The sequence below is a fragment of the Pseudomonas arvensis genome, from assembly GCF_056688935.1.
Window position 1 is genome coordinate 4,344,904 of record NZ_CP162038.1, and the last position, 24,949, is coordinate 4,369,852.

Genomic DNA, 24,949 nt, shown 5'->3' on the forward strand with positions numbered 1-24,949 from the left:
ACCTATACCCCGCCGAAGCTGCCGGCCAGGGTGCCGATAATCAGCGCCCAGCCGTCCACCAGCACAAACAGCATGATCTTGAACGGCAACGAGATGATCAGCGGCGACAGCATCATCATACCCATGGCCATCAGCACGCTCGCCACCACCAGGTCGATGATCAGGAACGGAATAAAGATCATGAAGCCGATCTGGAACGCGGTCTTCAACTCAGACGTCACGAAGGCCGGCACCAGGATCGTCAGCGGCGCCTGATCCGGCGTGGCGATGTCAGTGCGCTTGGACAGGCGCATGAACAGCTCCAGGTCGCTGGAGCGGGTCTGCGACAGCATGAAATCCTTGATCGGCACCTGGGCCCGGTCAATCGCCACCTGGGCGGTAATGGTTTCCGCCAGATAGGGCTGCAGGGCTTGCTGGTTCACCTTGTCGAACACCGGCGCCATGATGAACATGGTCAGGAATAACGCCATGCCGGTGAGAATCTGGTTCGACGGCGTCTGCTGCAAGCCAAGGGCCTGACGCAGGATCGAGAACACGATGATGATCCGTGTGAAGCTGGTCATCAGCATCACAAACGCCGGGATAAAGCTCAGCGCGGTCATGATCAGCAGGATCTGCAGGCTGACCGAATATTCCTGGGCCCCGGACGCGTTGGTACCCAGCGTGATCGCCGGGATCGACAACGGGTCGGCGGCCATCGCCAACGGCGCAGCCAGCAACAGCATGAGCGTCAATAAAACGCGCATTACTTCGTATCCTTCTGATCCTTGCCCAGCAATTCCATCAGGCGCTGAGCGAATTCGGGCGTGGCGGGCTTGGACTGGTCCACGTTCACCGGGGTCTTGAGCACATGCAGCGGGGTGATGCGGCCAGGGGTCAGGCCCAACAGGATCTGTTCTTCACCCACTTGCACCAGCACCAGTCGATCACGCGGGCCGAGGGCGCGGGAGCCGATCATCTCGATCACCTGCGCGTTGCCCGGACCGACCTGCTGCACGCGGCGCAACAGCCAGGCCAGCACAAAGATCAGGCCCACCACCAGCAACAGACCCAGCACCAGCTGGGTCAACTGGCCACCGAGGCCGCTGCCGACCGGCGCCGCAGCGACGGCCGCCTGAGCCACCGGTTCTGCCGCCCAGGCGCTCAATGGCAGCGCGACCGAGAGTCCCACCATCAGCCGCTTCATATCAGCGCAACTTCTTGATGCGTTCGCTCGGGCTGATCACGTCCGTCAGGCGGATGCCGAACTTCTCGTTGACCACCACCACTTCACCGTGGGCAATCAGGGTGCCGTTGACCAGCACGTCCAATGGCTCACCGGCCAGGCGATCCAACTCGATCACCGAGCCCTGGTTGAGCTGCAGCAGGTTGCGGATATTGATGTCGGTGCTGCCCACTTCCATGGAAATCGACACCGGGATGTCGAGGATCACGTCCAGGTTCGGCCCATCAAGGGTCACCGGGTCGTTGTTCTTCGGCACGCTGCCGAATTCTTCCATTTGCATGCGGTTTCCTGCGGGTGCGGTGGCGGCATCGGCGGCCAGCAAGGCGTCGATGTCGTCCTGGCCCACATCGCCGGTTTCTTCCAGGGCCGCAGCCCATTCGTCAGCCAGGGCCTGGTCTTCGGCGGAAGTGTTTTCGTGTTCGGTAGCCATTACATGTCCTCGGCGAAGCAAAAATGAGTGTTGATCAGCGACGATTGATCGGCTCGACCACTTGAAGAGCCAGGTTGCCCTTGTGGGAACCCAGCTTGACCTTGAACGACGGCACGCCGTTGGCGCGCATGATCATTTCTTCCGGCAACTCGACGGGGATGATGTCCCCCGGCTGCATGTGCAAAATATCCCGCAAGCGCAGTTGGCGACGGGCCACGGTGGCGCTCAAGGGCACGTTGACGTCCAGCAGGTCTTCGCGCAGGGCCTTGACCCAACGTTCGTCCTGGTCGTCCAGGTCGGACTGGAAACCGGCGTCGAGCATCTCGCGCACCGGCTCGATCATCGAGTACGGCATGGTCACGTGCAGGTCGCCGCCGCCGCCATCGAGTTCGATGTGGAACGTGGACACCACAATGGCCTCGCTCGGCCCGACGATGTTGGCCATGGCCGGGTTTACTTCCGAGTTGATGTACTCGAAATTGACTTCCATGATGGCCTGCCAGGCTTCCTTCAAGTCGATGAAGGCCTGCTCCAGCACCATGCGTACGACACGCAACTCGGTGGGGGTGAATTCGCGGCCTTCGATCTTGGCGTGACGGCCGTCACCGCCGAAGAAGTTGTCCACCAGCTTGAACACCAGTTTGGCGTCGAGGATGAACAGCGCGGTGCCGCGCAACGGCTTGATCTTGACCAGGTTGAGGCTGGTCGGCACGTACAGCGAGTGCACGTACTCGCCGAACTTCATCACCTGCACGCCGCCCACCGCCACGTCCGCCGAGCGGCGCAGCATGTTGAACATGCTGATCCGGGTGTAACGGGCGAAACGTTCGTTGATCATCTCCAGCGTCGGCATGCGTCCACGGACGATGCGATCCTGGCTGGTCAGGTCATAACTTTTGACGCTGCCGGGCTCGGCAGCCATTTCGGTCTGTACCAGACCATCGTCGACGCCATGCAACAGCGCGTCGATTTCATCCTGGGACAGCAGGTCTTGCACGGCCATGTCGTGATCCTACTGCAATACGAAGTTAGTGAAGAGCGCCTGCTCGACCACGACTTTGCCGAGCTCTTTCTGGGCCACTTCCTGCACGCTGGCAGTGACCTTCTGGCGCAGCATTTCCTGGCCCACCGGGGTGGCCAGGGTGTCGAAGCTCTGCCCGGAGAACAGCATCACCAGGTTGTTGCGGATCACCGGCATATGCACTTTGAGGGATTCGAGGTCGCCTTTGTCGCGCGCCAGCAAAGTGATGCTCACCTGGAGGTAGCGCTGACGACCGTTCTGATTGAAGTTGGCGACAAAGGCCGGAAGCATCGGCTCGAAGATTGCCGGTTGCTTGACGTTACTGGCGGTTTCAGCGGCGGGTGCCGGTTTGCTTGCACTGCTGTGCATGATGTACCAGGTGCCGCCCACGGAGGCGCCGATGGCCAGGAGCAGGCCCACGACTATCATCAGGATAAGCTTGAGCTTGCCTTTGCCTGCGGGTGCTTTTGCTGCGTCTTCGCTCTTCGCCATGCCAATAATCCGTCACTATTCGGGGATTCATAGATCTACGGAAAGGCAAGAGCAAGTGTTATGCCAGAGTTGTCCGGGCAAGCGGGGATGAAGGGCACCACAAAACAAATGTGGACGGGGGCTTGCCCCCGATGAGGTGTTTCAGTTCATACATCAGTTGACTGACACACCGCTATCGGGGGCAAGCACCCTCCCACATTTTGACCCATGCCAGGCTCAGGTCAGGCGTAGTAATCGACGGCGCTGGAGCCGACCACCGTAGACGTCACGGGCGCAACCGCTTCAGCCACATCAAGGTGGCTGCCGCTGTCACCGCTGTCGCCACCGCGCCCAGCGCGACTCACGCCACCGGTCTGGGCCTGCTGTTGCTGCTGCTCCTGACCACGGGACTGGTCGGACACATTGACGTCCACCTGCCCCATGCCCTGTTGCGCAAACATCTCCCGCAGGCGGCCCGACTGGCTTTCCAGCGCCTCACGCACCACCGGATGAGCACTCATGAAATTGACCTGGGCCTGCTGATCGGCGGTCATGTTGACCTTGATATCCAGCCGACCGAGTTCAGCCGGCTGCAACTGGATCTCCGCCGACTTGAGGTTGGCGCTGGACAGGTACATCACCCGATTTACGATCTCGTCAGTCCAGCCGCTCTGGTGCATGGCCAGTGGCGCATTCGTCGTCGGCGGCAAGGCGTTGGCCGTTCTCGGCGTGGCCGCCTGGGTCAGCGCCGCCAAGCGATTGGCGAAGTCATCGACACGGGTGTCGCTGCTGGCGTTTTTCAGGTCTTTGAGGCCGCCCTCGATCAAGCCGCTGAAGGCTTTGTCGCCGCCTTGGTCAGTGCTGTCTTTGGTGGCTTGCTCGTCGACCATCGTGGCCAGCCCGGCGGCAAAGTTCTGCGCGGCGGTTGGCTGGTCCTGGGTGGTCGTCGGCGCAGTCTTGGCCTGCGCCTGGCTGCTGGCCGACACATGCCCGCCCTGCTCCATCGCCAGGCGCAGGGTCGGCAAGGCATCCAGGGGATCGGCCTCGGGGTCGAACACCGGCTTGGCTTCTTCGCTCGCCGCAATTGGCGCTGCGCTCACGGGCTGAGCCTTGGTGTCGGCTGCGTCAGCGACAGGGGCCGGGACTGCCACCGGAACGGGCACGGCCACCGGGGTGACAGCGGCAATCAACGCCGGGTCGACAACCGGATCAACGGCGGGCTGTTGCACCACCAGCGTCGGGTCAGCCGGCGCCTCCTCATCCGCGCTGGCGCTATCGTCGGACGCGACTGGCGGCTTGGCAGGCAAGGTATTGCCGCTATCGGCAACGGCGGGCGTACTGGCGGCAGGCTTGTCGCTGCCGGTCGCCGGTTTGGCGGCGGCATCGGCAGGCTTGTCCCGCGCTGGTTTGACCGAGTTGTCGTCGGCCTTGACCGGGGCTTTCGTGCCTTGGTTGGCGAACACTTGAGCGAAGCCAGGGCCCTTGTCCCGTGGGTCCGCGGCCGTGACCAGTGCATTAGCGGCAGGCGCTTGCGGCTTGGCCGCAGGAGCAGCCTGAAGAAGCGAATTAGGGGCGACTGGCATAAGTAAAGGTCTCCACTGCATGGGGATCGGGGATGCAGTATCAGGAGATATAGCAAGAGTTGGGCCAGGTTTGCGGGATGCGCTGTGCAATGGGTGCATAGCCGGTGCCTGGCCAATGGCACGCTCGATCAAACCCCGACAAACCGCTCCCGTTCATGCTCATACAACGGCCGAACCAACTCAAACTCCCGATCAATCTGATCCACCAAGCCCCCCAAGTCCGACGCAGCCTTAACAGACTCAGCCTCCAGCAACTGACACAACTGCGCCAAACGCACCGCCCCAAGGTTGCCACTGCTGCCCTTGAAACTGTGCGCAATCTGCCCCAGCGCCTTGGCATCATCCCGCGCCTGGCGCAGCGCCTCGACGCGTTTGCGGGAGTCGTCCAGAAAGGTATCAAGCAGCTTGGGATAGTCGCCTTCCATCACCTCCTGCAAACCCGACAACACATCCGGGTCCATATGAATCTCTGCCACTTGCTCGCTCCCTGATCAAGAATCGGCGGATTATGCCAGAGCCCCCCAGCAAAACTCCACGCAGACACTGCGTCCACCGTCGGACCAGCGTACCTCGCTACTCAGCTGGCGCACCAGGCTCAGGCCCCGACCAGACAGACGGTCCACATCCAGCGGCCGCGCCAGTACCCGTTCCACGTCGAAGCCCGGCCCGCTGTCTTCCAGGCGCAGGGTCATTTTGCCGCCCATCGGGGTGGGTACCACTTGCACATGTACCCGCACGTAACCGCTGTTCAACTGCGCCAGACGGTCGTTGCGCTGGCGATAATATTCGGCGAAACCCTGGGCATCGCACTTGAGCCGCGAGTCCAGCCCGAGCACGCCGTGCTCCAGGGCATTGGAATACAACTCGGCCATCACGCTGTAGAGCGCCCCGCTCTGCTCGCGCAGGCCGTGGATTTCCAGCAGCAGCTGCAGCAGATAAGGCAAAGGGTTGTAGCGCTTGAGGGTCTCGGCACGGAATTCGAAGCTGACCGACCAATCCAGCGGGCACGATTGGCCACTGTCGGCATACAACGGCCCGGTGGCACGCAGTGACTGGCCGGCCCGCAGGGTGATTTCCACCATGCTCACGTCATCCCGCGCCTCACCGCGAAACGCCGCCAGGGCCTCTTCGATATCCTCGAACAGGCGATTGGGCTCGCGATTGGCCGCGAAGACCTGCTGCAAACGCTCGGCACCGAACAGTTGATCATGGGCATCGGCGGTATCCAGCACGCCGTCGGACAGCAAAAACACCCGGTCGCCCAAGGCCATGGGCCACACCTCGGTGCGGTCATCAAAGGCTTGCGCCGACAGCACCCCCAACGGCAAATGCCGCGATTGCAGCGGCGTGCGCTTGCCGCTGGCGACGTCATGCACATAACCGTCGGGCATACCGCCGTTCCACACCTCCAGCGCACGCCGCTCGGTGCTCAGGCACAACAGCGTGGCGCAGCAGAACATGTCCACCGGCAGGATGCGCTTGAGCTTGGCATTCATCTCCCGCAGGATCTGAGACAGGCCATACCCCTTGGCGGTCATGCCGTAGAACACTTCCGCCAGGGGCATGGCGCCCACTGCCGCCGGCAGGCCGTGGCCAGTGAAATCGCCGAGCAGCACGTGCATGTCGCCCGACGGCGTGTAGGCCGCCAGCAGCAGGTCGCCATTGAACAGCGCATAGGGCGATTGCAGGTAGCGGATGTTCGGGGCGGCGTTGATGCAGCCGGAGTGGGCGACCTTGTCGAACACCGCCTTGGCCACCCGCTGCTCATGCAGCAGATAGTCATGGTGCCTGGCGATCAGGTCACGCTGTTGCAACACCGTGGCTTGCAGGCGGCGCAGGCGGTCCATCGCGTTGATCTTGGCCGCCAGGATCAGTTGGTTATAGGGCTTGGGCAGGAAGTCATCACCGCCGGCATCCAGGCAATCGGCCAGGGCGGCGCTATCGCGCAGGGAGGTGAGGAAAATGATGGGGACCAACTCCTCCCCCGCCAGTTGCTTGATCCACCGCGCGGCGCCGTAGCCATCCATCACCGGCATCAAGGCATCCATCAGCACCAGTTGCGGACGCTCGCGGGCAAAGAGCTCGACAGCTTCTTCGCCGTTGGTGGCGGTAAGCACCTGATGCCCCTGGCGCCGCACAATGGTCGACAGCAGCAGAAGATCGGTCGCATTGTCATCGGCGATCAAGATCGTCAGCGGCTCAACCGCAGGGGCCAGGGCGCTCAATTGATGTCGAACAGCTTGTCGAAGTTGGAGATGGCGAGGATCTTGCGCACGTCGGAGTTGCTGTTGATCACCTCGACTTGCGCATCGTCCCCACCCGCGTGATCGCGCAGCAGCAGGAGCATGCCCAGGGCCGAACTGTCCATATACGTGGTGTCTTTCAGGTCGACCACATAGGACTCAGGCACTTTGTAGAAACGCTCGTAGGACTCACGAAAGTCCTGATGACTGCCGAAATCAAACCGGCCCTTGATTGCAATCGTCAACTTCTTCCCATCCAGGGATACTTCTGACTCGACTGACATACGACGGCTTCCTTGTCATTGGCGATATGCAACAAGGTTTAGCAGGTGATGGGGCTGTGGGCAACTTCTCGCCAAGATCAATACACATCTTTACGCGGCATGCGCTGGGACAACTCATCCAGCAGCTTTTGCTCGCGCTTGTCTTCGAGGGCCCGCGCCTCATCGATATAGCGCTGCACCAGCTTGCGCAAGCCTTCGACTCGCGCAAACGCTTCCTGCCAACTTTCGCGGGCTTTATCGAGGTTGTTCTGGTGCCAGGCCAGGCTCTGGCGCTGTTGGCCGACGGCGGTTTCCAGTTGATTGAGAAAGCCCTGGTAGCCCATCAGCCATTGGCCCGAAACGCCCTTGGTGCCGCGCTCGATCCATTGTTGCTGGTACTCGCCGCGAAAGCGTTCCAGGTCGCCCAGCTTGCTTTCCGCCAGGCGAACCTGGCCCTGGAAATAACCCAGGCGCTGCACGGCGGTTTTTTCGGCCTTTTCGGCCATGTCCACCACCGGGGCCAGGCGCGCGGCGCGGCTGTTGGCCATGGCTTAGCCGCCTGGCGCAGGCGCGAAGATGGAGTGCAGATGGGCTTCGCTTTCGCCCATGCTGATCTTGTCGTTCAGGCCCTGGCGCAGGTAGGTCACCAACTGCGGTTGCAGGGCGATCGCCAGGTCGGTGTCGCGATCACCACCGGCCACGTAGGCGCCGACGCTGATCAGGTCGCGGCTCTGTTGATAGCGCGACCACAACTGCTTGAATTGTTGCGCACGGACCATATGCTCCGGCGTGACCACCGCCGGCATGACCCGGCTGATGGACGCTTCGATATCGATGGCCGGGTAGTGCCCTTCTTCGGCCAAACGGCGCGACAGCACAATGTGACCGTCGAGCACGCCCCGCGCCGAGTCGGCGATGGGGTCCTGCTGGTCATCGCCTTCGGACAGTACGGTGTAGAACGCGGTGATCGAGCCGCCACCGGCCTCGGCATTACCGGCACGCTCCACCAGCTTGGGCAGCTTGGCAAACACTGACGGCGGGTAACCCTTGGTCGCCGGCGGTTCACCGATGGCCAGGGCGATTTCCCGCTGGGCCTGGGCGAAACGTGTGAGCGAGTCCATCAGCAACAGGACGTTCTTGCCCTTGTCGCGAAAATATTCGGCGATGCGCGTGCAGTACATCGCGGCGCGCAAACGCATCAGCGGCGCATCGTCCGCTGGAGAGGCGACGACCACGGAGCGCTTGAGGCCTTCTTCACCGAGGCTGTGCTCGATGAACTCCTTCACCTCGCGGCCCCGTTCGCCGATCAGCCCCACCACGATGATGTCGGCCTCGGTAAAGCGCGTCATCATGCCCAGCAACACCGATTTACCCACACCGGTACCGGCGAACAGGCCCAGACGCTGGCCGCGGCCGACCGTCAATAATCCGTTGATGCTGCGAATGCCCACGTCCAGCGGCACGCTGATGGGGTTGCGGTTGAGCGGGTTGATGGTGGGGCCGTCCATCGGCACCCAGTCTTCGGCTTTCATGCCGCCCTTGCCGTCCAGTGCGCGACCGGCGCCATCCAGCACGCGGCCAAGCATGCTCATGCCCATGGGCAGGCGACCCGTATCGGCCAGCGGCACCACGCGGGCACCGGGGGCGATGCCCGCCAGGCTACCCACGGGCATCAGGAAAATCTTGCTGCCGGAAAAACCCATCACTTCCGCTTCGACCTGCACCGGGTGGTAGCTGTCGTCGTTGATCACCATGCAGCGGCTGCCCATGGCGGCGCGCAGGCCCTCGGCTTCGAGGGTCAGGCCGACCATACGCAACAAGCGCCCTTCGAGGATGGGCTGGCCGGGCATTTCAGTGGCCTCGGTGTAGCCGCTCAGGCGCTTGGCGAAGCTGGTGCGATCAAGGCGCATCGGTAGCGTCCAGGTCCACGCTGAGGTCAGGTTCGGCGGGGTTCAATACCTGCTCGTGAACTTGATCCAGCAACTTGGCCATGATCTGGCTGATGCGGGTTTCCACCGTGGCATCGATGCGGCTGTGTTCGGTCTCGACCCGGCAACCACCGGGCTGCAGCGCTGCGTCTTCGACGATGCGCCAGGTTTCTTCATGGCGCTCGCGCAGGGCTTTGACCTGCTCGAAATCCTGCGGGTTGATGTACAGCCGTACATTGCCGACACCCAGGGGCAGCAGCTTGAGGGCTTCGCGCATCACACTTTCGATATGGCTGGAATCGAGCACCAGTTCGCGCTGGATGACCTGGCGGGCAATATGTTCCACCAGGCCGACCATGGATTTTTCGATCTGCGAATCCTGCTCGGCGATGGGATCGAACAACACGCCCATCAAGCGCTCCAGGCTGGCCAACTGGACGCTCAGCGCCGCTTCGGCCTCTTGGCGCACCTTGAGGGTGGTGCTGCGAAAACCGTCTTTTTCACCGGCCGCGAAGCCTTCGTTGTAAGCCTCCTGGCGGATGCTTTCCAACTCTTCCAGGGTCAGTGGCTGGACTTCTTCCAGCGGCACTTCTTCCATTTCCACCGGCAGCTCTTCAACCGGTTCCGGCTCAGGCTCCGGCACGTGCGGATCGAAACTGGGCAACGACCAGATGTCGAACCCACCGACATCCCGTGCGCGAATCAGATCGCTGGGCGCCTCATCTTTGTTCGACATCAGGGGCGCCTTAGATCATTTCTTCGCCGCCCTTCCCGCCGAGAACGATTTCTCCGGCTTCGGCCATACGGCGGGCAATGGTGAGGATTTCTTTTTGCGCGGTTTCCACGTCGCTGACGCGCACCGGGCCCTTGGCTTCCAGGTCGTCGCGCAACAGTTCCGAAGCACGCTTGGACATGTTCTTGAAGATCTTCTCCTTGACGCCTTCGTCCGAGCCTTTGAGGGCCAGCACCAGCACGTCGGAGGAGACTTCGCGCAGCAGCGCCTGGATGCCACGGTCGTCGACATCGGAGAGGTTGTTGAAGACGAACATGAGGTCTTCGATCTGGCCGGACAGGGTGTCGTCGATCTCGCGGATCGAGTCCATCAACTGGCCTTCGACCGAGCTGTCGAGGAAGTTCATGATGTCCGCCGCGCGCTTGATGCCACCCAAGGTGGTCCGTGCGGCGTTGGAGTTGCCGGAGAACTGTTTCTCCAGAATGGTGTTCAATTCTTTCAGGGCCGCTGGCTGCACGGTGTTCAGCGACGACACCCGCAGGATGATGTCCAGGCGCACTTTATGGTCAAAGTGGCCGAGCACTTCACCGGCCTGGTCCGGGTCGAGGTACGCGACGACGATGGCCTGGATCTGCGGGTGCTCGAAGCGGATCACGTCGGCGACCGCACGCGGTTCCATCCACTTGAGGCTGTCCAGACCGCTGGTATTGCCGCCCAACAGGATACGGTCGATCAGGCCGTTGGCTTTGTCTTCGCCCAGGGCCGAGGTGAGCATCTTGCGGATGTAGCTGTCGGAGCCGACGCCCAGGCTGGTCTGGTCGCCGACGATCTCGACGAACTCGCTCATCACCTGTTCGACTTGCTCACGGTGCACATTGCGCATTTGCGCCATGGCCACGCCCACCCGCTGAACCTCTTTGGGGCCCATGTGGCGCAGCACTTGGGCGGCGTCGGTTTCACCGAGGGACAGCAGCAGGACTGCGGCTTTGTCGACCTTGGTGAGCTTGGCAACAGCGGCTCGATTATCACTCATCTGCGTTGATCCACTCTTTCACGACCTGGGCCACACGGCCCGGGTCTTCTGCCACCAGACTTTTGATTGCGTTCAACTGTGCGTCGTAGCCTTCGCTCGGGCTTGGCAACAGGATGCTTTGCGGGCCGCCGAGGCTGACGCGGTCGTTGGCCAGTTCGCCGTCCAGGCCGCCCATGCCACCCAACTCGACGTCACTGCCACCAAACGCCGCCAGTTGTTTGTTCTTGCCGTTGCCGGTGATGTTATTGAGCACCGGACGCAGCACGCCAAACACCAGCACCAGGATGAACAACACACCCAGCACTTGCTTGACGATGTCCCAGAACCACGGCTGGGTGTAGAACGCCGCTTCGGCGATGACTTCACCACGCTCGGCGGAGAACGGCATGTTGATCACGCTGACGCTGTCACCACGGCTGGCGTCAAAACCGACGGCGTCCTGCACCAGGCGGGTGAAGCGCGCCAATTCGTCGGCGCTCCACGGCGCACGGGTAACGGCGCCATCCGCCGCGTTGACCTTGACCTGATCATCGACCACCACCGACACCGACAGGCGATTGACGCGACCCTGTTGTTGCTTGGTGTGGCTGATGGAACGGTCGAGTTCGAAGTTCTTGGTGGACTGGTTACGCTTGTCCGCCGGGTACGGTGCGAGCATCGGCTGGCCGGTGGCCGGGTCCATGATCTGCTGGCCGTTGGCGTCCAGCAATGGCTGGCCAGGCTGGATCGCAGCAGCGGCAGCAGCAGCGCCACCGGTGGTTTGCGGGGCCGAGGCAGGGGCCGGTGGCTGGTTGCTCAGGGCACCCGGCACGCCTTGCGGCGGGCCGTTGGCGGCGGTGCGTTGTTCGCTGGTGGACTGCTCGCTGCGCAAGGCCGGCTGGTCCGGGTTGAATTGCTCGGAGGTCGACTCGACCGCGCTGAAGTCCACGTCGGCGGACACTTCAGCCTTGTAGCGGTCGTTGCCCAGCACCGGTTGCAGGATGTTGTGCACACGCTGGGTCAGCATGCTTTCCATGCGGCGGCTGTAGTCGAACTGCTTGCCGGCCTGGGTCAGCGCGGAGTTTTCCGCCATATCCGACAGCAGGTTGCCCTTCTGGTCGACCACGGTGATCTGGGATTTGCTCAGCTCAGGCACGCTGGTCGCCACCAGGTTGACGATCGCCAGCACTTGGCCTGGCTCCAGGGAACGGCCGGAGAACAGCTCGACCAATACCGAAGCACTTGGCTTGCGTTCATCACGCACAAACACCGAGCTTTTCGGAATGGCCAGGTGCACACGGGCGCCCTTGACGTTATTGAGGCTGGAGATGGTGCGGGCCAGCTCGCCTTCGAGGCCACGACGGTAACGCGTCGCTTCCATGAACTGGCTGGTCCCGAGGCCCTGGTCCTTGTCGAGGATTTCAAAACCGATATTGCTGTCGGACGGCGTTACGCCAGCGGCGGCGAGCTTCATGCGCGCACGGGCCACGTCATCGGCCTTGACCAGCAGCGCGCCGGAATTGGGCTCCACGGTATAGGCGATGTCGGCGGCGGCGAGGGTTTCCATGATCTGCTTGGAATCCATGCCCGCCAGGCTGCCGTACAACGGACGGTAATCGGGTTGTTGCGACCACAACACCACGGCAAAACCAATTGCCACGCTCGCAGCCAGGCCGACCATCAGGCCCACCTGACGCAGCATGGTCATTTCCGAGAGGTTTTCCAGGAACGACAGGCCAAACAGCGGCGGCTTGCCATCTGCCTTGGCGGGTACGTTGTCGGAGACTGCTTCTGCCATGACTTAAATCTCGCCCTTAAACCGGCATCTGCATGATGTCTTGATAGGCCTGAACCAGCTTGTTACGCACTTGGGTCAGAGCCTGGAAGGAGACGCTGGCCTTTTGCGAGGCGACCATCACATCGGTGAGGTCCACGCCGCTTTTGCCGATCTCGAATGCATTGGCCAACTGGCTGGAGGCTTGCTGGGTGTCACTGACTTTGTTGATGGCTTGGCCGAGCATGTCGGCGAAGCTGCTTTGGCCCAATTGCGGCGCTGGCGCGACGGATTTCGGTTGAGCCATGGCATCCATTTGCATGGAGCGCATATCCAACATCAATCGATTGAACTCAATACCCTGGCTCATGAACTTCTCTCTCCAACCCGCAAATTTTTGACACTACGCAGCGATTACTAGGGGAGGTAGCAACAAGGGTGCCAGCTCTGTATCAAGTCGTAAGAAAAGGCGACAAACCTTGTCGACCTTGTTACCGGTCAGGTGGCGAACAGATACGCTTCCACGTCCATCCCGGCGTCACGCATTTGCGCCAGCTTGTAGCGCAGGGTACGCGGGCTGATGCCCAGGCGCTCGGCGGCCTCTTTGCGGCGGCCGCGCTCGGCGCGCAGGGTGTCGATGATCATCTGGAATTCGCGGCGACGCAGGTCGTCGCCCAGGGCACCGCCGGGCTCCGCCTCGGCAACCACGGGCGCAGGCGCCAAGGTAGGCAATGGCGCCGCACCACTGCCCATGGACAGGCAGAAATCCTGGGGCTGGATCAAACCGCCCTGCTGCAGAATCAGCGCGCGCTGGATGGCGTTGTCCAGTTCCCGCACGTTGCCCGGCCAGGGATAGCCGATCAGGCAGGCTTGCGCCTCGGCCGACAGTCGCGCCTGGGCGTGCTTCATTTTTTTGACGTGGTTGTTCAGCAGCCGCTCGGCCAGCGGGACGATGTCCGCTGGGCGCTCACGCAGCGGGCGCCAGGCCAGGGGAAATACCGAAAGCCGGTAGAACAGATCTTCACGAAAGCGCCCCGCCGCCACTTCGCCGGCGAGGTCACGGTTGGTGGTGGCGACCACACGGATGTCCAGCTGGATCGGCTTGCGTGCGCCCACGCGCTCCACTTCGCGCTCTTGCAGCACGCGCAGCAGCTTGGCTTGCAGGCCCAGCGGCATTTCCGAGATTTCGTCCAGCAGGATGGTGCCGCCGTCGGCCTGTTCGAATTTGCCCGCCTGGGCCGCGATGGCGCCAGTGAACGAGCCTTTTTCATGGCCGAACAAAGTGGCTTCCAGCATGTTGTCGGGGATCGCCGCGCAGTTGATGGCGATGAACGGTTGTTTGGCGCGAGTGGATTGTTGGTGGATATAACGCGCCAGCACTTCCTTGCCGGTGCCGGACTCGCCGGAAATCAGCACCGTGGAATCACTGCGCGCCACGCGGGCCGCCAGCTCCAGCAATTGCGCACTGGCCGGCTCGAAGGCAATCGGGCCCTCGCCTTCGCTGGCGGGGATCACGCCCAGGGCGTGCCGCGCGACCAGTTCGATCAGCGCCTTGGGTTCGAAGGGCTTGACCAGGTAGTCCGCTGCGCCCTGGCGCATGGCGTCCACCGCGCGCTCCACGGCGCCATGGGCAGTCATCAGCAACACCGGCAGTTGCGGTTGGCGCGCACGCAGCAGGGCCAGCAATTGGTGGCCGTCCATGCCTGGCATGTTCACGTCACTGACCACCAGGCTGAAGGTTTCCTGCTCCACCGCCTCCAAGGCCTCCTCGGCAGAACCGACCGCCCGGTAGTCATGGCCCGCCAACAGCAGCGTGTCAGCCAATGCTTCACGCAGGGCGCGATCGTCTTCCACCAACAGAACCTTGATAGCCATTACTTTTTACTCCGCGCCTGCCGCGCATGAAAACAGCGGCAGGCTTATCAGTGCACAGGTGCCACGCCCCAGTCGGGAATGCAGTTGCAATTCTCCCTGATGGGCACGGGCCACGGCCTTGACCACGGTCAGGCCGAGGCCGGTTCCGTTGGTCTTGGTAGTGAAGAAGGGTTCGCCCAGGCGCTTCAGCACCACAGGGTCGATGCCGGCACCGCTGTCGCTGATGCACAGGCGCAAGGTTTGCTCACGGCTATACAGGTGGACCTTGAGCCGTGCACCCGGGCCGCTGGCCTGGATAGCGTTTTCGATCAGGTTGAGCAGCGCGCCCACCAGGGTGTCTCGATTGCACAGCAACTCGCCGAGGTGGCTGTCGCACTGCCAGCGCACCTGAGTGTCTTGAATATGGGTGCTCGCAGCCGCTTGCAGGGCCTGCATCAGGTGGGCGGGTGTCACACGGTCGGTCAGCGGCAATTCGCCGCGGGCAAACACCAGCATGTCGCGCACCTGGTGCTCCAGTTCGTGCAGACGCTCCTTGAGACGGCCGGCAAACCGCTGCTGGGTGGCGACAGGCAATTGCTCATCAGTCAAATGACTGGCGTAGATCAACGCCGCCGACAGCGGCGTGCGGATCTGATGCGCCAAAGAAGCGACCATCCGCCCTAATGACGACAAGCGCTCGTGGCGCGCCAATTGGTCTTGCAAGTGACGGGTTTCGGTCAAGTCATTAAGCAACACCAATTGCCCCGGCTCCGCGTCCAGGGAACGGGTGGCGATGGACAGGCGGCGCCCGTCCTTGAGGGAGATTTCGTGACCGTCATCTTCACGCGGCGCGAAGCAACGGGTGATGACATGGCGCCACAACTCGCCTTCCAGCGGCAGGCCGAGCATGTCGCAGGCCGCAGGGTTGGCCTCGCGCACGCGGCCCTGGTCATCGATGACAATCACCCCACCGGGCAGCAGCGACAGCAGGTTTTGCAGACGGTTGGCCAGGCGCTCTTTCTCGGCCAACTCTTGCATGCGCTGGGCGCTCACCACTTCCAACTCACCTTTAAGCTCCGAGACGCGGGCTTCGAGCAGGCTGTAGGAGTCAGTCAATTGGCTCGACATCTGGTTGAACAGCGAAAACGCCTGTTCGAGACCCTGACGGCTTTGCTGCTCCACAGAGGGAATAAGCCCCGGGATAGAGGGGCTGGAAGATTGCTGGGCGGCGTGGGGCATCATGCTCTCTCGCTGGCTGACCGTCAGTTAAACGGAACGTTGCGAGGGCTGTAGCAATACTTGTGCCGAAAAAAAACCGCTGATAAATCAGCGGTCTCTGGAATCAGGCGTCAATCATCCGCCTGTTCATCGCCTTCCCGACGACTCATGCCGTACTTGCGCATCTTCTCCACCAGGGTGGTTCGGCGGATGCGCAAGCGCTCGGCGGCGCGGGCGACGATGCCGTTGGCGTCGTCCAGGGCCTGTTGGATCAAGCCTTGTTCCAGGTTGCCGAGGTAGTCCTTGAGGTCCAGGCCTTCGGGCGGCAGCATGGCGGTTGAACCAAAGTCCGGCGTGTGGCCGTTGATGGCGACACGCTCTTCCATGTCGCTGCGCAGGCTGTCGACCATCTGCTCGTCTTCATCGTCGACGTAGCGGAATTTCTTCGGCAACTCGATCACGCCGATCACACCGTACGGGTGCATGATCGCCATGCGCTCCACCAGGTTGGCCAGCTCGCGCACGTTACCCGGCCAGCCGTGGCGGCACAGGGACATGATGGCGGCAGAGTTGAAGCGAATCGAACCGCGCTTTTCGTGTTCCATGCGCGAGATCAGTTCGTTCATCAGCAGCGGGATGTCTTCCACGCGCTCACGCAGCGGGGCCATCTCGATTGGGAAGACGTTGAGGCGGTAGTAGAGGTCTTCGCGGAAGCTGCCCACCTCGATCATGCTTTCAAGGTTCTTGTGGGTAGCGGCGATGATGCGCACGTCGACGCTCTGGGTCTTGTTGCTGCCCACGCGCTCGAAAGTGCGCTCCTGCAACACGCGCAGCAGCTTGACCTGCATCGGCAGCGGCATGTCGCCGATTTCGTCGAGGAACAGGGTGCCGCCGTTGGCCAGCTCGAAACGCCCGGCACGGCTGGTGATCGCCCCGGTAAAGGCGCCCTTCTCGTGGCCGAACAGTTCGCTTTCAAGCAGCTCTGCCGGGATCGCCCCGCAGTTGACCGGCACGAATGGCCCGTCGCGGCGCTTGGAGTGGTAGTGCAGGTTGCGTGCGACCACTTCCTTGCCGGTGCCCGACTCGCCGAGGATCAGAACACTGGCGTCGGTATCGGCCACTTGCTGCATCATCTGGCGCACGTGCTGGATGGCGCGGCTGGTGCCGACGAGGCTGCGGAACAGGTTGGGTTCGCGGTGGCGACCGCGCTCGCGGGCCTGGTCGTACATCTCGCGATAGACCTGGGCACGGTGCAGGGAATCCAGCAATTTGCTGTAGCTGGGGGGCATTTCCAGGCTGGAAAGTACGCGGCGGCGTTGGTCTTCCGGCAGCTCGACAGAAGAAATATCACCAATCAGCAACACGGGAAGGAACTCATCCCAGGTAGACAGTGTCTTTAACAAGCCCAAAACAGCGCCTGGAGCGTTTACCGTCCCGATCAGCACACAAATGACTTCACGGCTCGATGACAACGAGCTGACCGCCTGCTGCCAGTCATGGCTACCGCAGGGCAGATTTTCTTCGCCAAGAAAATTCAAAATCACCGCCAGGTCGCGGCGGCGGACGCTATCGTCATCGATCAGCAGAATTTTGGTTTCACGCCACATGCAATAGCAACTTCCCTAGTAAAACTTCCTGCCCCGAGATTGAGGGCAATCGAGGCGCCTGTAAGACTTCTTACCCTACTAGACGTCTGAAATCTGAAAACAGCACTAGTTAAGTCAAAAATGCGAGCACAGTCAAATATATGACGCGCCGTTCGGATTAACTGAGCCATTCAGCCGAACAGATGGTAAACCTTTGACGCATTTTTAGCTTGGTTGATCTGCGACATCTCTTCAAAAATAGCCTGCCTTTCGCCCGTCGTCACCTGCAGCAATTGCTGGTAGACCGCCAACAGGCTCTCAAGCTTCTCACGCAACGCATCTTCGTCTACCGGCGCCTCACTGAGCACCTGCTCGATCACGTCGCGACAGCCCATATCCAGCTCGCCGATGGCGTCCCAGTTACGGTCCGCCAGCGCGCCCATCAGCGCCTCACGGGTTTCATCAATGCGTTGCAGTGCGTGGCTCATGACGTGTTCCTCAAGGCACCCAGGCCTTATTCTGCGGTGGCCTGTGGGGCGCCAATCGCATCCCAGCCTTCTTTAACGGTAATCATCAAACGAGCCACTTCGTCGATCATGTCGACGTCGTTATGCAGGTTGGCTTCCATCAGACGGTTGGTCATGTAGGCGTACAGACTCTCCAGCTGTTGGACGTAAGCCGGGTTATCACTCTTTTCAGCGTCCAGGCCGTCGCGCAGGCCGATGACGATGTCGATGGCCTTGCCGAGCATCAGGCCCTTCTGGGCGATGTCGCCACGCGCCAGCGCGCCCTTGGCCTGGGCCATACGGTCGAGCCCGCCTTCCATCAGCATTTGCACCAGGCGATGCGGGCTGGCTTCGGAGATCTGAGCATGGGAATTGACCTTCTGGTATTGGCGAAGGGCTCTCATGGGATTCATGTTTCTACCTCGTGACAGGCGACAGCGAAAAGGATTCTAGTAACCAATATGTCGACGGGTTCGCAAAAAGCTTTAGCCCCCGTCGTCCCGCGATAAAAAAAGGCCAGGCAGCGCGCCTGGCCTTTTTTTGGTCAGCAGGGGATCAAGTATTGGTCTTTGGATTGTTCAAGGCATTGAGCGTGGTCATCACGCTGGTGCTTTGCTGGCGCAATTGGGCGACCAGGGTGTCCATGGCGTTGTACTTGGCCGACAGACTGTTCTGCAGAGTTTCCATACGTGCATCCAGGGAGGTCTGCTGCTTGGTCAGATCCTTGAGGCTTTCGGACAGCGTCGCCGAGCGCGTCGCGAAAATACCGGTGGAGGCCTTCGCGTAAGGTTCTGTAGCCGTCTTCATGCGCGCGAGCATGCCAGTAGTACCGGTGAACATGCTGTTGATATCAGCCGCGTTGGTCTTGACCGCTGCATCCCACTTTTTATCGTCGATAGACAACAGGCCGGTGGTCGAGCTGGTGGCGACACCAAATTGGGCCAGCGCCTTGAAGCTGCCGGTACCCGATAAGGCGTTGAACTCGTTACGAATCGCACTCTGCAACGACCGCATGGTCGAGTCACCGGTCAACGCCGCTGCGGTGGTTGAGCCGTCCAAGTTGGTGGTGACCTTGGTTTGGGCGTTCATCGCGGTAATCAGGGTGTTGTAGGCATCGACAAAGCCCTTGACCCCAGTCTTCAGCGCCGCAGTGTTGGTACTGACCGTGATCAGCGTTGCGGTTCTTGGGGCATCGGTAGAGGTATCGCCTGCCGTCTTCAGCGCGGACACCGAGACCAGCTTGATATCCACGCCGCTGAGCGCACCAGTAATGCTGTTGGTCTTGGACGTAGCCGCAATCCCGTCGATGCTATATTTGGCATCCTTAGGATCGTCAACCACCGTAGCGCCCACATCCAGGCCCGAATTACCGGATAGTGTAAGGTCAGAACCAACGCCCATGGTGGTGGACGTCAGGATCAGCCGCGAACCGGTAGAGTCGGTAAGGATGTTGGCACTCATGCCGGCGGTGCCGAATTGCGTGTTTATCGAGTCGCGCACTTGCTGCAAGGTCGCGCCAGCCGGAATGCTGACATCGAATTTCTTGCCAGATTGGGAGATGGTCAGCGTAGTCGGCTTGTCGGTGGCATTCACCACCGCCGACGCACCGCTGGCGAAGGTTTTGCTCGAAAGCTTCGAAGGCTGCGCCAACTGCTCGACGATCAGACGGAAGCTGCCACTGGACGCCGTTTTACTGGCCGTCATGGTGGCGACCTTCTCATCCGACGACGTTCCGCTCAGGCCGGTAAAGCTTGAGCTGGCCGTCATGGTATCAAGCGCCGCACGGAAGGCATCAAGGGCTACTTGAATCGTGCCGAGCGAAGACAGCGTGGTGGTCGCTTTTCCGGTCTGGGTATTGATCTGCGCCTGCTTGGGCGCTTTTTCAGCGTTCACCAAAGACGTCACAATCGCTTGCGTATCGATGTTCGAACCGATACCACTTACCGTTGAACCCGCCATCATCTATCTCCTGTTCGGTGGCTGCCGTTATCTTGACTTATTACGCCTCAAGACCAGACAGCAACAAGTTTCATGCCAGCTCAGACCTTGTCGTCAAACAACAAGTTGCTTGCGCTGCTGAGGTTCTGTGCCAGCTTCAAGGCTGTTTCCGACGGAATCTGGCGAATCACTTCACCATTGTCGGTATTGATGACCTTGACCACCACGCGGTGGGTGGAGTCATCAATGGAAAAGTCCAAGCTACGCTGGGTAGCCTGAACGAAATCACGAATATCGGTTACTGCTTTTTCCAGGTCGGCGCGTGCGGGCTCTTGGCTGATCGCGGGCGTTGCCTGGACATTCTTGACACTGTTGTCAGTCACTACCTTGGCAGGTGCGCTTTGAGGTGCAACCGGCGGATAAGACTGGTTCAGCTTTACACTCATGTCCATGTCCAATCTCCTCTAAACCGAAAAAACGGAAGGGCACGTAGACGCGCCCTTCCGTTAGTTACCAAGCGCTGGAATTACTGAAGCAGCTTCAGTACAGCGGATGGCAGCTGGTTAGCCTGCGACAGGATCGCGGTGGAAGCCGACTGCAGGGTTTGTTGCTTGGTCAGTTCGGCGGTTTCGGAAGCGAAGTCGACGTCCTGAACGGTGGAACGTGCAGCGGTGGAGTTCTTCTGGATGTTTTGCAGGTTGTCTACAGTAGTGGTCAGACGGTTCTGCACGGCACCCAGGTCGGAACGGACGCTACCAATTTTGTCCATGGCCTTGTCGATAACCGACAGAGCGTTCTGGGCATTAGTGGAGCTGGTCACGTCGGTGTCCGACACGTTGGTTTTGGTCGAAGTTACAGCAGCACCGCCGAACAGATCAGTTACCGCGGTGCCGGCGCTGCCGTTAGCCAGAGAGTAGCCTTTGGCCGAATCCAGCGAAACTTGACCAGTCACAACGGTAGCGCCAGTGGCGGCTACAGCGGTGAAGGTAGTGGCGTAGTCACCAGCGCCGTTTTTGGCAGCAACGGTGACAGCGGCAGAACCAGTATCGCCAGTGAACGCCAGGTTCTCACCCGAATCGGATTTGACTTCCAGGGTGCCTTTGGCTTCGTCGTAATTAACGCTGATGCCCAGTTTCGAGGCGTTGGACTTCAACTGGTCAGCCAGGCTGGCGGTGTCGGTTACGCCGACGAAGCTAACGGTTGCGCCGCCAACGGTCAGCTTGAAGTTGGCAGGAACGCCAGGAACAGCAGGTACAGCCGGAGAAATGTCCGGATCGCCCGGGTTTGCACCAGGAACAGCAGCAACTGCAGGTGTGCCCTTTGTGGTCGCTTCGTTGATTTTGAATTTAACTTCGGTGCTGGCAGTAGCAGTCAAGCCACCGATAGCGCCGTTGGCTTTAGCAGCGATGTCCTTGGCCGAAGCGCCGACATCGTAGGCAACGTTTGCAGTCTGGCCGTTACCAGTGATATCGAAGTTAGCAGCCGTCAGGCCAGTAGCGTTCGGGGTGATAGCGACCGATTTAACCTGCTGCGAACCGATGTTGTTGGCAGCCACGTTGTCCAGGCTGACGTTGATGGTTTCGTTGGCGTTGGCGCCTACTTGAATAGCCTTGGTACCGTACGAGCCGTCCAGCAACTTCTGGCCACCGAAAGTAGTGGTTTGCGAGATACGGGTCAGTTCCGAAGTCAGAGCCTGGTATTCGTCGTTGTTCGACTTACGGTCGTCAGCGCTGAGGGAACCAGTAGCGGAAGACAGAGCCAGGGTACGCATTTTTTGCAGGATGTCGGTCGAAGCCTGCATCGCGCCTTCAGCGGTCTGAGCGATGGAGATACCATCGTTGGCGTTCTTTACAGCTTGACCCAGGCCGTTGATTTGGCTGGTCAGGCGGTTAGCGATCTGCAGGCCGGCAGCGTCGTCTTTAGCGCTGTTGATACGCAGGCCGGAAGACAGGCGCTGCATGGAAGTGGCCAGGGCGCCGCCAGCTTTGTTCAGGTTGCCCTGAGTAGTGATCGAAGCAATGTTGGTGTTTACTGTTAAAGCCATGACGAAATCCTCGTTGGATGGATACTGCGGCTTCCGGCCCTGGCAACCGCCGGGTGTGGCCTGAGAACCTACGTAATAGTTATCGTCGTGGTGGGCAGTTGCTTGAGGATTTTTTTGATTTTTTTTACTGGCGCCGTGCCACCCCTTGCAATTCAAGGGTTTACGCAGACGCACCCCCCCTATTTCATTGGTGTTTCTGGCGCCAAATAAAAAACGCCGATGATCTCTCGATCATCGGCGTTTTTTTATAGGCCCTGCCAAAGGGTCACGGGCGATACAAAATCGCCGAACCCCACGACAGGCCCACACCAAAACCGCTGATGGCCACGCGCTTCCAGGTGGCGTCCATCACATGCTTTTCCAGCAGCAGTGGAATGCTCGACGACACGGTGTTACCGGTCTCGACCATGTCCTTGATGAACTTCTCCACGGGTGCATCTTCAAAGCGGCGCGCCACGGCGTCGACAATCGCCGCACTGCCCTGGTGGATGCAGAACGCGTCGATCTCATCGGCCGCAAGGTCCGACTCGTTGAGCAGCTCGTGCAAATGCGCCGGGACCTTGAGCAAAGCGAAGTTGAACACCTGGCGGCCGTTCATGAAGAACACGCCATCGCTGACCTTCAAGTGCGGCGCGCCGGAACCGTCGGTGCCGAACTTGGACTTGCCCAGCAACCACGGCGCGTCTTCGCCCATCCAGGTGGCGGTGGCGGCATCGCCGAACAGCATGGTGGTGTTGCGGTCTTCCGGGTCGACGATCTTCGAATAGGGGTCGGCGGTGATGAGCAGGCCGTTTTTCAGGCCGGTGGCTTCCATGAAGCCCTTCATCGCGTAGATGCCGTAGACGTAGCCGGAGCAGCCCAGGGAAATATCAAAGGCCGCCACATGCGTCGGCAGGCCCAGCTTGTCCTGGACGATGGCGGCGGTGTGGGGCAAACCCTCTTCATCACCGTTCTGGGTGACGACAATCAGCGCGTCAATCGATTCGCGCTTCAGGTCCGGGTTGTTGGCAAACAAAGCGTTGACCGCCTCGACACACAGATCGGAAGTTTCCTGGGCGGCTTCCTTGCGCGGCAGGAACGCCGAACCGATCTTGCCAATGATGAATTCTTCATCCTTGGCGAATTTGGCACCCTGGGCGTAGTTATCGATCCCGTCTGCCGGCACGTAACTGGCGATGCTTTTTATGCCAATCATTGTGGCTTCCCAATACTAAATAGCTGGAGAACACCCCGAGGACTGCGCCCGGAGTGCTGACAATAAAGGGGATAACCCCATAACAATCTCGCTGAAAGCCGCCCCGCAAGGACCCTGTGACGACTTATCCTTTTCACACGATACAGTGAAGATGCGCTTTATGACTCACAGGTCACTCAATTTTGTGTGCTTTATGCAAAACGTTTCAACAATTTAGCCCCAGAAACGACAACGGCCCGCTCTGTTTCCAGAGCGGGCCGCTTGACTTGAAGCCACTTACATCTTGTTGAACAGACTCAACTGCGAGACTTTCACGAAGGCCAGCTGCGAGGCTTCGAGCATGGTTTGCTGCAGCGTCAGGTTGATCGCCGCCTCGCCCATGTCGACGTTGGCCAAGGCGCTCATGGTGGTGTTGTTGGCCAGACTGATGCTGGCGTTTGCGCTGGCCTGCACCGTCAACGCATTCTCCCGCGCACCGATGGAGCCACGCACGTTGTCCACCTGGTCGGCCGAGCTGGTGAGGTTACTGACCGCAGCGTTCAGCGCGTTCTGAAGCTTGACCCGCGCCCCCGGAATACCGTCCGCCGGTAGTTCCAACGCCTTGCGCAGTTGGCCCAGGGTATCGAGGGCGTTCTGGGTTTTCTGGGTGGTGTTGCCCACCGAAAACTGATCGCCGACGTTCGGCGTACCGCTCAGTTCGAAGGTGACGCCCGCTGCCGTGATGGTGCTCGGGCCCGGCGGGGTGCCGGTGCCAGGGGTGACCACGCCATTGTCCACAATCGGCTTGCTGCCAGCGGTGTACGGCTGGGCATAGACCTTATAGGCGTTCGGGTCGGTGTCGTCGAACTTGATCAATACGCCGCTGTTGGGAAAGGTGCTCGAATAGCTGGCCGCACTGCTGACGCTGGCGTTGGTCAATTGCGCACTGGACGTGTTGCTCGCGGTCCGCGCGATGTTGAACCCATCAGGCTTGGCGCTGAGGCTGAACTCACGCCCCTTGACCAGCGCATCGGCATCAGGCCCGGTGGCGCGGTCGGTGAGGTCTACCGTGATATCGAACTTGACGCCGCGCAGGTTGACGCTGGCGCTGCCTTCCTTGGTGGAGTCGAACGTGCCGTTACCGTCAACCTGCGACGTAATGTCGTTGTTGTCTTTGTCGGTAATGACGTACTGGGTGCTGCTGGTGAAGGTCAGCTTGTACGGCTGGCCGTCGGCAAACTGCCGGGTGTAGTCGGAGCCCGACGTGACCAGGCCGCTCGATATAGCGACCTTGTGGTCGTCGACCAACGGCGGCGAAATCGCAGGCGCCACCGGCGCAGCAGCCGGCGCGAGGTAATTGGCCTGGGTGCGACTGGTGTTGACCGCCCCTTCCAGGATCGTCTTGCCGGTATCGCCGGTGCGCACCGTCAGCGTCTCGGAAACCTGCAGGCTCAGCTCGTTCTCATCGCCCTGATAGCTGTATGTGCCATCGTTGTTGCGCGAGTACGGCGGCGTGTCGGTCTTGGAGCCGGAGAACAGGTAGTTGCCGGCCGAATCCTTGCTGTTGAGCAAGCCCAACAGTTGATCCTCAAGCGCGCCCACCTCGACCGAAATGGACTTGCGGTCAGCATCGCTGGTCACGCCGCCGGCACGCAGCGCCAGTTGGCTGCCGGCCTGGATTGTGGTGTTGATCGCATCCAGAATGCTTTCTTCGTTGGTCAGCTTGTTCTGGATACTGGTGATATTGCCGCTGTACTGCGACAGCATGTCTTTCTGCTGTTGCAGCATCAGCAAGCGCTGGGCTGCTACCGGATCGTCCGAAGCGGTCTGCACACGCACGCCGGAACTCGCTTGCTGCTGGGCCTGCACCACACCCGAATAGTTGTTCTGATACTTGCTGGCACTGGTGTCGAAATACTGCTGTGTAGAAATGCGCATCGTCCCAG

At 60.8% G+C, this 24,949-nt stretch carries 25 protein-coding genes; all 25 read right to left on the reverse strand.

Translation table 11 applies throughout. The features are described 5' to 3' along the window. Window positions 1-2 precede the first annotated feature (2 nt). Window positions 3-746, reverse strand: a complete 744-nt coding sequence (fliP, locus tag AB3G88_RS19505; protein WP_099584131.1) for a flagellar type III secretion system pore protein FliP — start codon at window positions 744-746, stop codon at window positions 3-5. Beyond that, on the reverse strand, window positions 746-1,186 hold the full coding sequence (gene fliO, locus AB3G88_RS19510) for a flagellar biosynthetic protein FliO (RefSeq protein ID WP_191959174.1): 441 nt from the start codon (window positions 1,184-1,186) through the stop codon (window positions 746-748). The genes fliP and fliO overlap by 1 nt, the downstream gene beginning before the upstream one ends. Before the next feature lies 1 nt (window position 1,187). After that, window positions 1,188-1,655, reverse strand: coding sequence for a flagellar motor switch protein FliN (fliN, locus tag AB3G88_RS19515; protein WP_099584129.1), 468 nt, complete (start codon window positions 1,653-1,655; stop codon window positions 1,188-1,190). A 34-nt stretch (window positions 1,656-1,689) separates the two neighbouring features. Continuing rightward, window positions 1,690-2,658 carry a flagellar motor switch protein FliM gene (gene fliM, locus AB3G88_RS19520; protein WP_480451254.1) on the reverse strand — a complete coding sequence of 323 codons (969 nt, stop codon included), beginning with the start codon at window positions 2,656-2,658 and terminating at the stop codon, window positions 1,690-1,692. Window positions 2,659-2,667: 9 nt separating this feature from the next. Beyond that, complete coding sequence (fliL, locus tag AB3G88_RS19525; protein WP_099584128.1) at window positions 2,668-3,168, reverse strand: flagellar basal body-associated protein FliL; 501 nt, start codon at window positions 3,166-3,168, stop codon at window positions 2,668-2,670. A gap of 221 nt (window positions 3,169-3,389) precedes the next feature. Beyond that, complete coding sequence (locus AB3G88_RS19530; RefSeq protein WP_099584127.1) at window positions 3,390-4,730, reverse strand: flagellar hook-length control protein FliK; 1,341 nt, start codon at window positions 4,728-4,730, stop codon at window positions 3,390-3,392. A gap of 128 nt (window positions 4,731-4,858) precedes the next feature. Further along, window positions 4,859-5,206: an Hpt domain-containing protein gene (locus tag AB3G88_RS19535; RefSeq protein WP_191946571.1), complete on the reverse strand. Its 348-nt coding sequence runs from the start codon at window positions 5,204-5,206 to the stop codon at window positions 4,859-4,861. A gap of 30 nt (window positions 5,207-5,236) precedes the next feature. After that, window positions 5,237-6,955, reverse strand: a complete 1,719-nt coding sequence (locus tag AB3G88_RS19540; protein ID WP_191959172.1) for an ATP-binding SpoIIE family protein phosphatase — start codon at window positions 6,953-6,955, stop codon at window positions 5,237-5,239. Continuing rightward, on the reverse strand, window positions 6,952-7,257 hold the full coding sequence (locus AB3G88_RS19545) for an STAS domain-containing protein (protein WP_480451257.1): 306 nt from the start codon (window positions 7,255-7,257) through the stop codon (window positions 6,952-6,954). The genes AB3G88_RS19540 and AB3G88_RS19545 overlap by 4 nt, the downstream gene beginning before the upstream one ends. Before the next feature lie 77 nt (window positions 7,258-7,334). Beyond that, window positions 7,335-7,784 (reverse strand): flagellar export protein FliJ, encoded by a 450-nt coding sequence (fliJ, locus tag AB3G88_RS19550; RefSeq protein ID WP_099584123.1) that lies wholly within the window; start codon window positions 7,782-7,784, stop codon window positions 7,335-7,337. 3 nt (window positions 7,785-7,787) lie between these two features. Beyond that, complete coding sequence (gene fliI, locus AB3G88_RS19555) at window positions 7,788-9,146, reverse strand: flagellar protein export ATPase FliI (protein WP_191959170.1); 1,359 nt, start codon at window positions 9,144-9,146, stop codon at window positions 7,788-7,790. Beyond that, on the reverse strand, window positions 9,136-9,900 hold the full coding sequence (gene fliH / locus AB3G88_RS19560; protein WP_099584121.1) for a flagellar assembly protein FliH: 765 nt from the start codon (window positions 9,898-9,900) through the stop codon (window positions 9,136-9,138). The genes fliI and fliH overlap by 11 nt, the downstream gene beginning before the upstream one ends. A 10-nt stretch (window positions 9,901-9,910) precedes the next feature. After that, the gene (gene fliG, locus AB3G88_RS19565) at window positions 9,911-10,930 is read right to left on the reverse strand and encodes a flagellar motor switch protein FliG (RefSeq protein ID WP_017735208.1); all 1,020 of its coding nucleotides are present in this window, start codon (window positions 10,928-10,930) and stop codon (window positions 9,911-9,913) included. Beyond that, window positions 10,923-12,707 (reverse strand): flagellar basal-body MS-ring/collar protein FliF, encoded by a 1,785-nt coding sequence (fliF, locus tag AB3G88_RS19570; protein ID WP_099584120.1) that lies wholly within the window; start codon window positions 12,705-12,707, stop codon window positions 10,923-10,925. The genes fliG and fliF overlap by 8 nt, the downstream gene beginning before the upstream one ends. Window positions 12,708-12,723: 16 nt before the next feature. After that, complete coding sequence (gene fliE, locus AB3G88_RS19575; protein WP_099584119.1) at window positions 12,724-13,053, reverse strand: flagellar hook-basal body complex protein FliE; 330 nt, start codon at window positions 13,051-13,053, stop codon at window positions 12,724-12,726. A 128-nt stretch (window positions 13,054-13,181) separates the two neighbouring features. Then, entirely contained in the window at window positions 13,182-14,558 is a 1,377-nt protein-coding gene (locus AB3G88_RS19580) for a sigma-54-dependent transcriptional regulator (RefSeq protein WP_480451261.1), read from the reverse strand. A gap of 6 nt (window positions 14,559-14,564) precedes the next feature. Further along, the gene (locus tag AB3G88_RS19585) at window positions 14,565-15,776 is read right to left on the reverse strand and encodes a sensor histidine kinase (RefSeq protein WP_099584117.1); all 1,212 of its coding nucleotides are present in this window, start codon (window positions 15,774-15,776) and stop codon (window positions 14,565-14,567) included. A 110-nt stretch (window positions 15,777-15,886) separates the two neighbouring features. Further along, window positions 15,887-17,362, reverse strand: a complete 1,476-nt coding sequence (locus AB3G88_RS19590) for a sigma-54 dependent transcriptional regulator (protein ID WP_099584116.1) — start codon at window positions 17,360-17,362, stop codon at window positions 15,887-15,889. Between the two features lie 170 nt (window positions 17,363-17,532). After that, window positions 17,533-17,829, reverse strand: coding sequence for a flagellar protein FliT (gene fliT, locus AB3G88_RS19595; protein WP_099584115.1), 297 nt, complete (start codon window positions 17,827-17,829; stop codon window positions 17,533-17,535). A gap of 26 nt (window positions 17,830-17,855) precedes the next feature. Continuing rightward, window positions 17,856-18,260 carry a flagellar export chaperone FliS gene (gene fliS, locus AB3G88_RS19600; protein WP_099584114.1) on the reverse strand — a complete coding sequence of 135 codons (405 nt, stop codon included), beginning with the start codon at window positions 18,258-18,260 and terminating at the stop codon, window positions 17,856-17,858. A 142-nt stretch (window positions 18,261-18,402) separates the two neighbouring features. Further along, a complete protein-coding gene (gene fliD, locus AB3G88_RS19605) occupies window positions 18,403-19,806 on the reverse strand; it encodes a flagellar filament capping protein FliD (RefSeq protein ID WP_191946577.1) in 1,404 nt (467 codons plus the stop codon). 80 nt (window positions 19,807-19,886) lie between these two features. Next, window positions 19,887-20,237: a flagellar protein FlaG gene (locus AB3G88_RS19610; protein WP_099584112.1), complete on the reverse strand. Its 351-nt coding sequence runs from the start codon at window positions 20,235-20,237 to the stop codon at window positions 19,887-19,889. A 74-nt stretch (window positions 20,238-20,311) separates the two neighbouring features. Beyond that, window positions 20,312-21,829: a flagellin N-terminal helical domain-containing protein gene (locus AB3G88_RS19615; RefSeq protein ID WP_191946579.1), complete on the reverse strand. Its 1,518-nt coding sequence runs from the start codon at window positions 21,827-21,829 to the stop codon at window positions 20,312-20,314. A gap of 265 nt (window positions 21,830-22,094) precedes the next feature. Further along, complete coding sequence (locus AB3G88_RS19620) at window positions 22,095-23,024, reverse strand: ketoacyl-ACP synthase III (protein ID WP_150675837.1); 930 nt, start codon at window positions 23,022-23,024, stop codon at window positions 22,095-22,097. Between the two features lie 276 nt (window positions 23,025-23,300). Next, window positions 23,301-24,941: a flagellar hook-associated protein 3 gene (locus AB3G88_RS19625; RefSeq protein WP_480451265.1), complete on the reverse strand. Its 1,641-nt coding sequence runs from the start codon at window positions 24,939-24,941 to the stop codon at window positions 23,301-23,303. Window positions 24,942-24,949: the final 8 nt, after the last annotated feature.

Excerpts from the sequence above, each read along its gene's own strand:
- fliP (WP_099584131.1), bottom strand. The coding sequence starts at position 746 with ATGCGCGTTTTATTGACGCTCATGCTGTTGCTGGCTGCGCCGTTGGCG.
- fliO (WP_191959174.1), bottom strand. The coding sequence starts at position 1,186 with ATGAAGCGGCTGATGGTGGGACTCTCGGTCGCGCTGCCATTGAGCGCC.
- fliN (WP_099584129.1), bottom strand. The coding sequence starts at position 1,655 with ATGGCTACCGAACACGAAAACACTTCCGCCGAAGACCAGGCCCTGGCT.
- fliM (WP_480451254.1), bottom strand. The coding sequence starts at position 2,658 with ATGGCCGTGCAAGACCTGCTGTCCCAGGATGAAATCGACGCGCTGTTG.
- fliL (WP_099584128.1), bottom strand. The coding sequence starts at position 3,168 with ATGGCGAAGAGCGAAGACGCAGCAAAAGCACCCGCAGGCAAAGGCAAG.
- AB3G88_RS19530 (WP_099584127.1), bottom strand. The coding sequence starts at position 4,730 with ATGCCAGTCGCCCCTAATTCGCTTCTTCAGGCTGCTCCTGCGGCCAAG.
- AB3G88_RS19545 (WP_480451257.1), bottom strand. The coding sequence starts at position 7,257 with ATGTCAGTCGAGTCAGAAGTATCCCTGGATGGGAAGAAGTTGACGATT.
- fliJ (WP_099584123.1), bottom strand. The coding sequence starts at position 7,784 with ATGGCCAACAGCCGCGCCGCGCGCCTGGCCCCGGTGGTGGACATGGCC.
- fliI (WP_191959170.1), bottom strand. The coding sequence starts at position 9,146 with ATGCGCCTTGATCGCACCAGCTTCGCCAAGCGCCTGAGCGGCTACACC.
- fliH (WP_099584121.1), bottom strand. The coding sequence starts at position 9,900 with ATGTCGAACAAAGATGAGGCGCCCAGCGATCTGATTCGCGCACGGGAT.
- fliG (WP_017735208.1), bottom strand. The coding sequence starts at position 10,930 with ATGAGTGATAATCGAGCCGCTGTTGCCAAGCTCACCAAGGTCGACAAA.
- fliF (WP_099584120.1), bottom strand. The coding sequence starts at position 12,707 with ATGGCAGAAGCAGTCTCCGACAACGTACCCGCCAAGGCAGATGGCAAG.
- fliE (WP_099584119.1), bottom strand. The coding sequence starts at position 13,053 with ATGAGCCAGGGTATTGAGTTCAATCGATTGATGTTGGATATGCGCTCC.
- AB3G88_RS19580 (WP_480451261.1), bottom strand. The coding sequence starts at position 14,558 with ATGGCTATCAAGGTTCTGTTGGTGGAAGACGATCGCGCCCTGCGTGAA.
- AB3G88_RS19585 (WP_099584117.1), bottom strand. The coding sequence starts at position 15,776 with ATGCCCCACGCCGCCCAGCAATCTTCCAGCCCCTCTATCCCGGGGCTT.
- AB3G88_RS19590 (WP_099584116.1), bottom strand. The coding sequence starts at position 17,362 with ATGTGGCGTGAAACCAAAATTCTGCTGATCGATGACGATAGCGTCCGC.
- fliT (WP_099584115.1), bottom strand. The coding sequence starts at position 17,829 with ATGAGCCACGCACTGCAACGCATTGATGAAACCCGTGAGGCGCTGATG.
- fliS (WP_099584114.1), bottom strand. The coding sequence starts at position 18,260 with ATGAATCCCATGAGAGCCCTTCGCCAATACCAGAAGGTCAATTCCCAT.
- fliD (WP_191946577.1), bottom strand. The coding sequence starts at position 19,806 with ATGGCGGGTTCAACGGTAAGTGGTATCGGTTCGAACATCGATACGCAA.
- AB3G88_RS19610 (WP_099584112.1), bottom strand. The coding sequence starts at position 20,237 with ATGGACATGAGTGTAAAGCTGAACCAGTCTTATCCGCCGGTTGCACCT.
- AB3G88_RS19615 (WP_191946579.1), bottom strand. The coding sequence starts at position 21,829 with ATGGCTTTAACAGTAAACACCAACATTGCTTCGATCACTACTCAGGGC.
- AB3G88_RS19620 (WP_150675837.1), bottom strand. The coding sequence starts at position 23,024 with ATGATTGGCATAAAAAGCATCGCCAGTTACGTGCCGGCAGACGGGATC.
- AB3G88_RS19625 (WP_480451265.1), bottom strand. The coding sequence starts at position 24,941 with ATGCGCATTTCTACACAGCAGTATTTCGACACCAGTGCCAGCAAGTAT.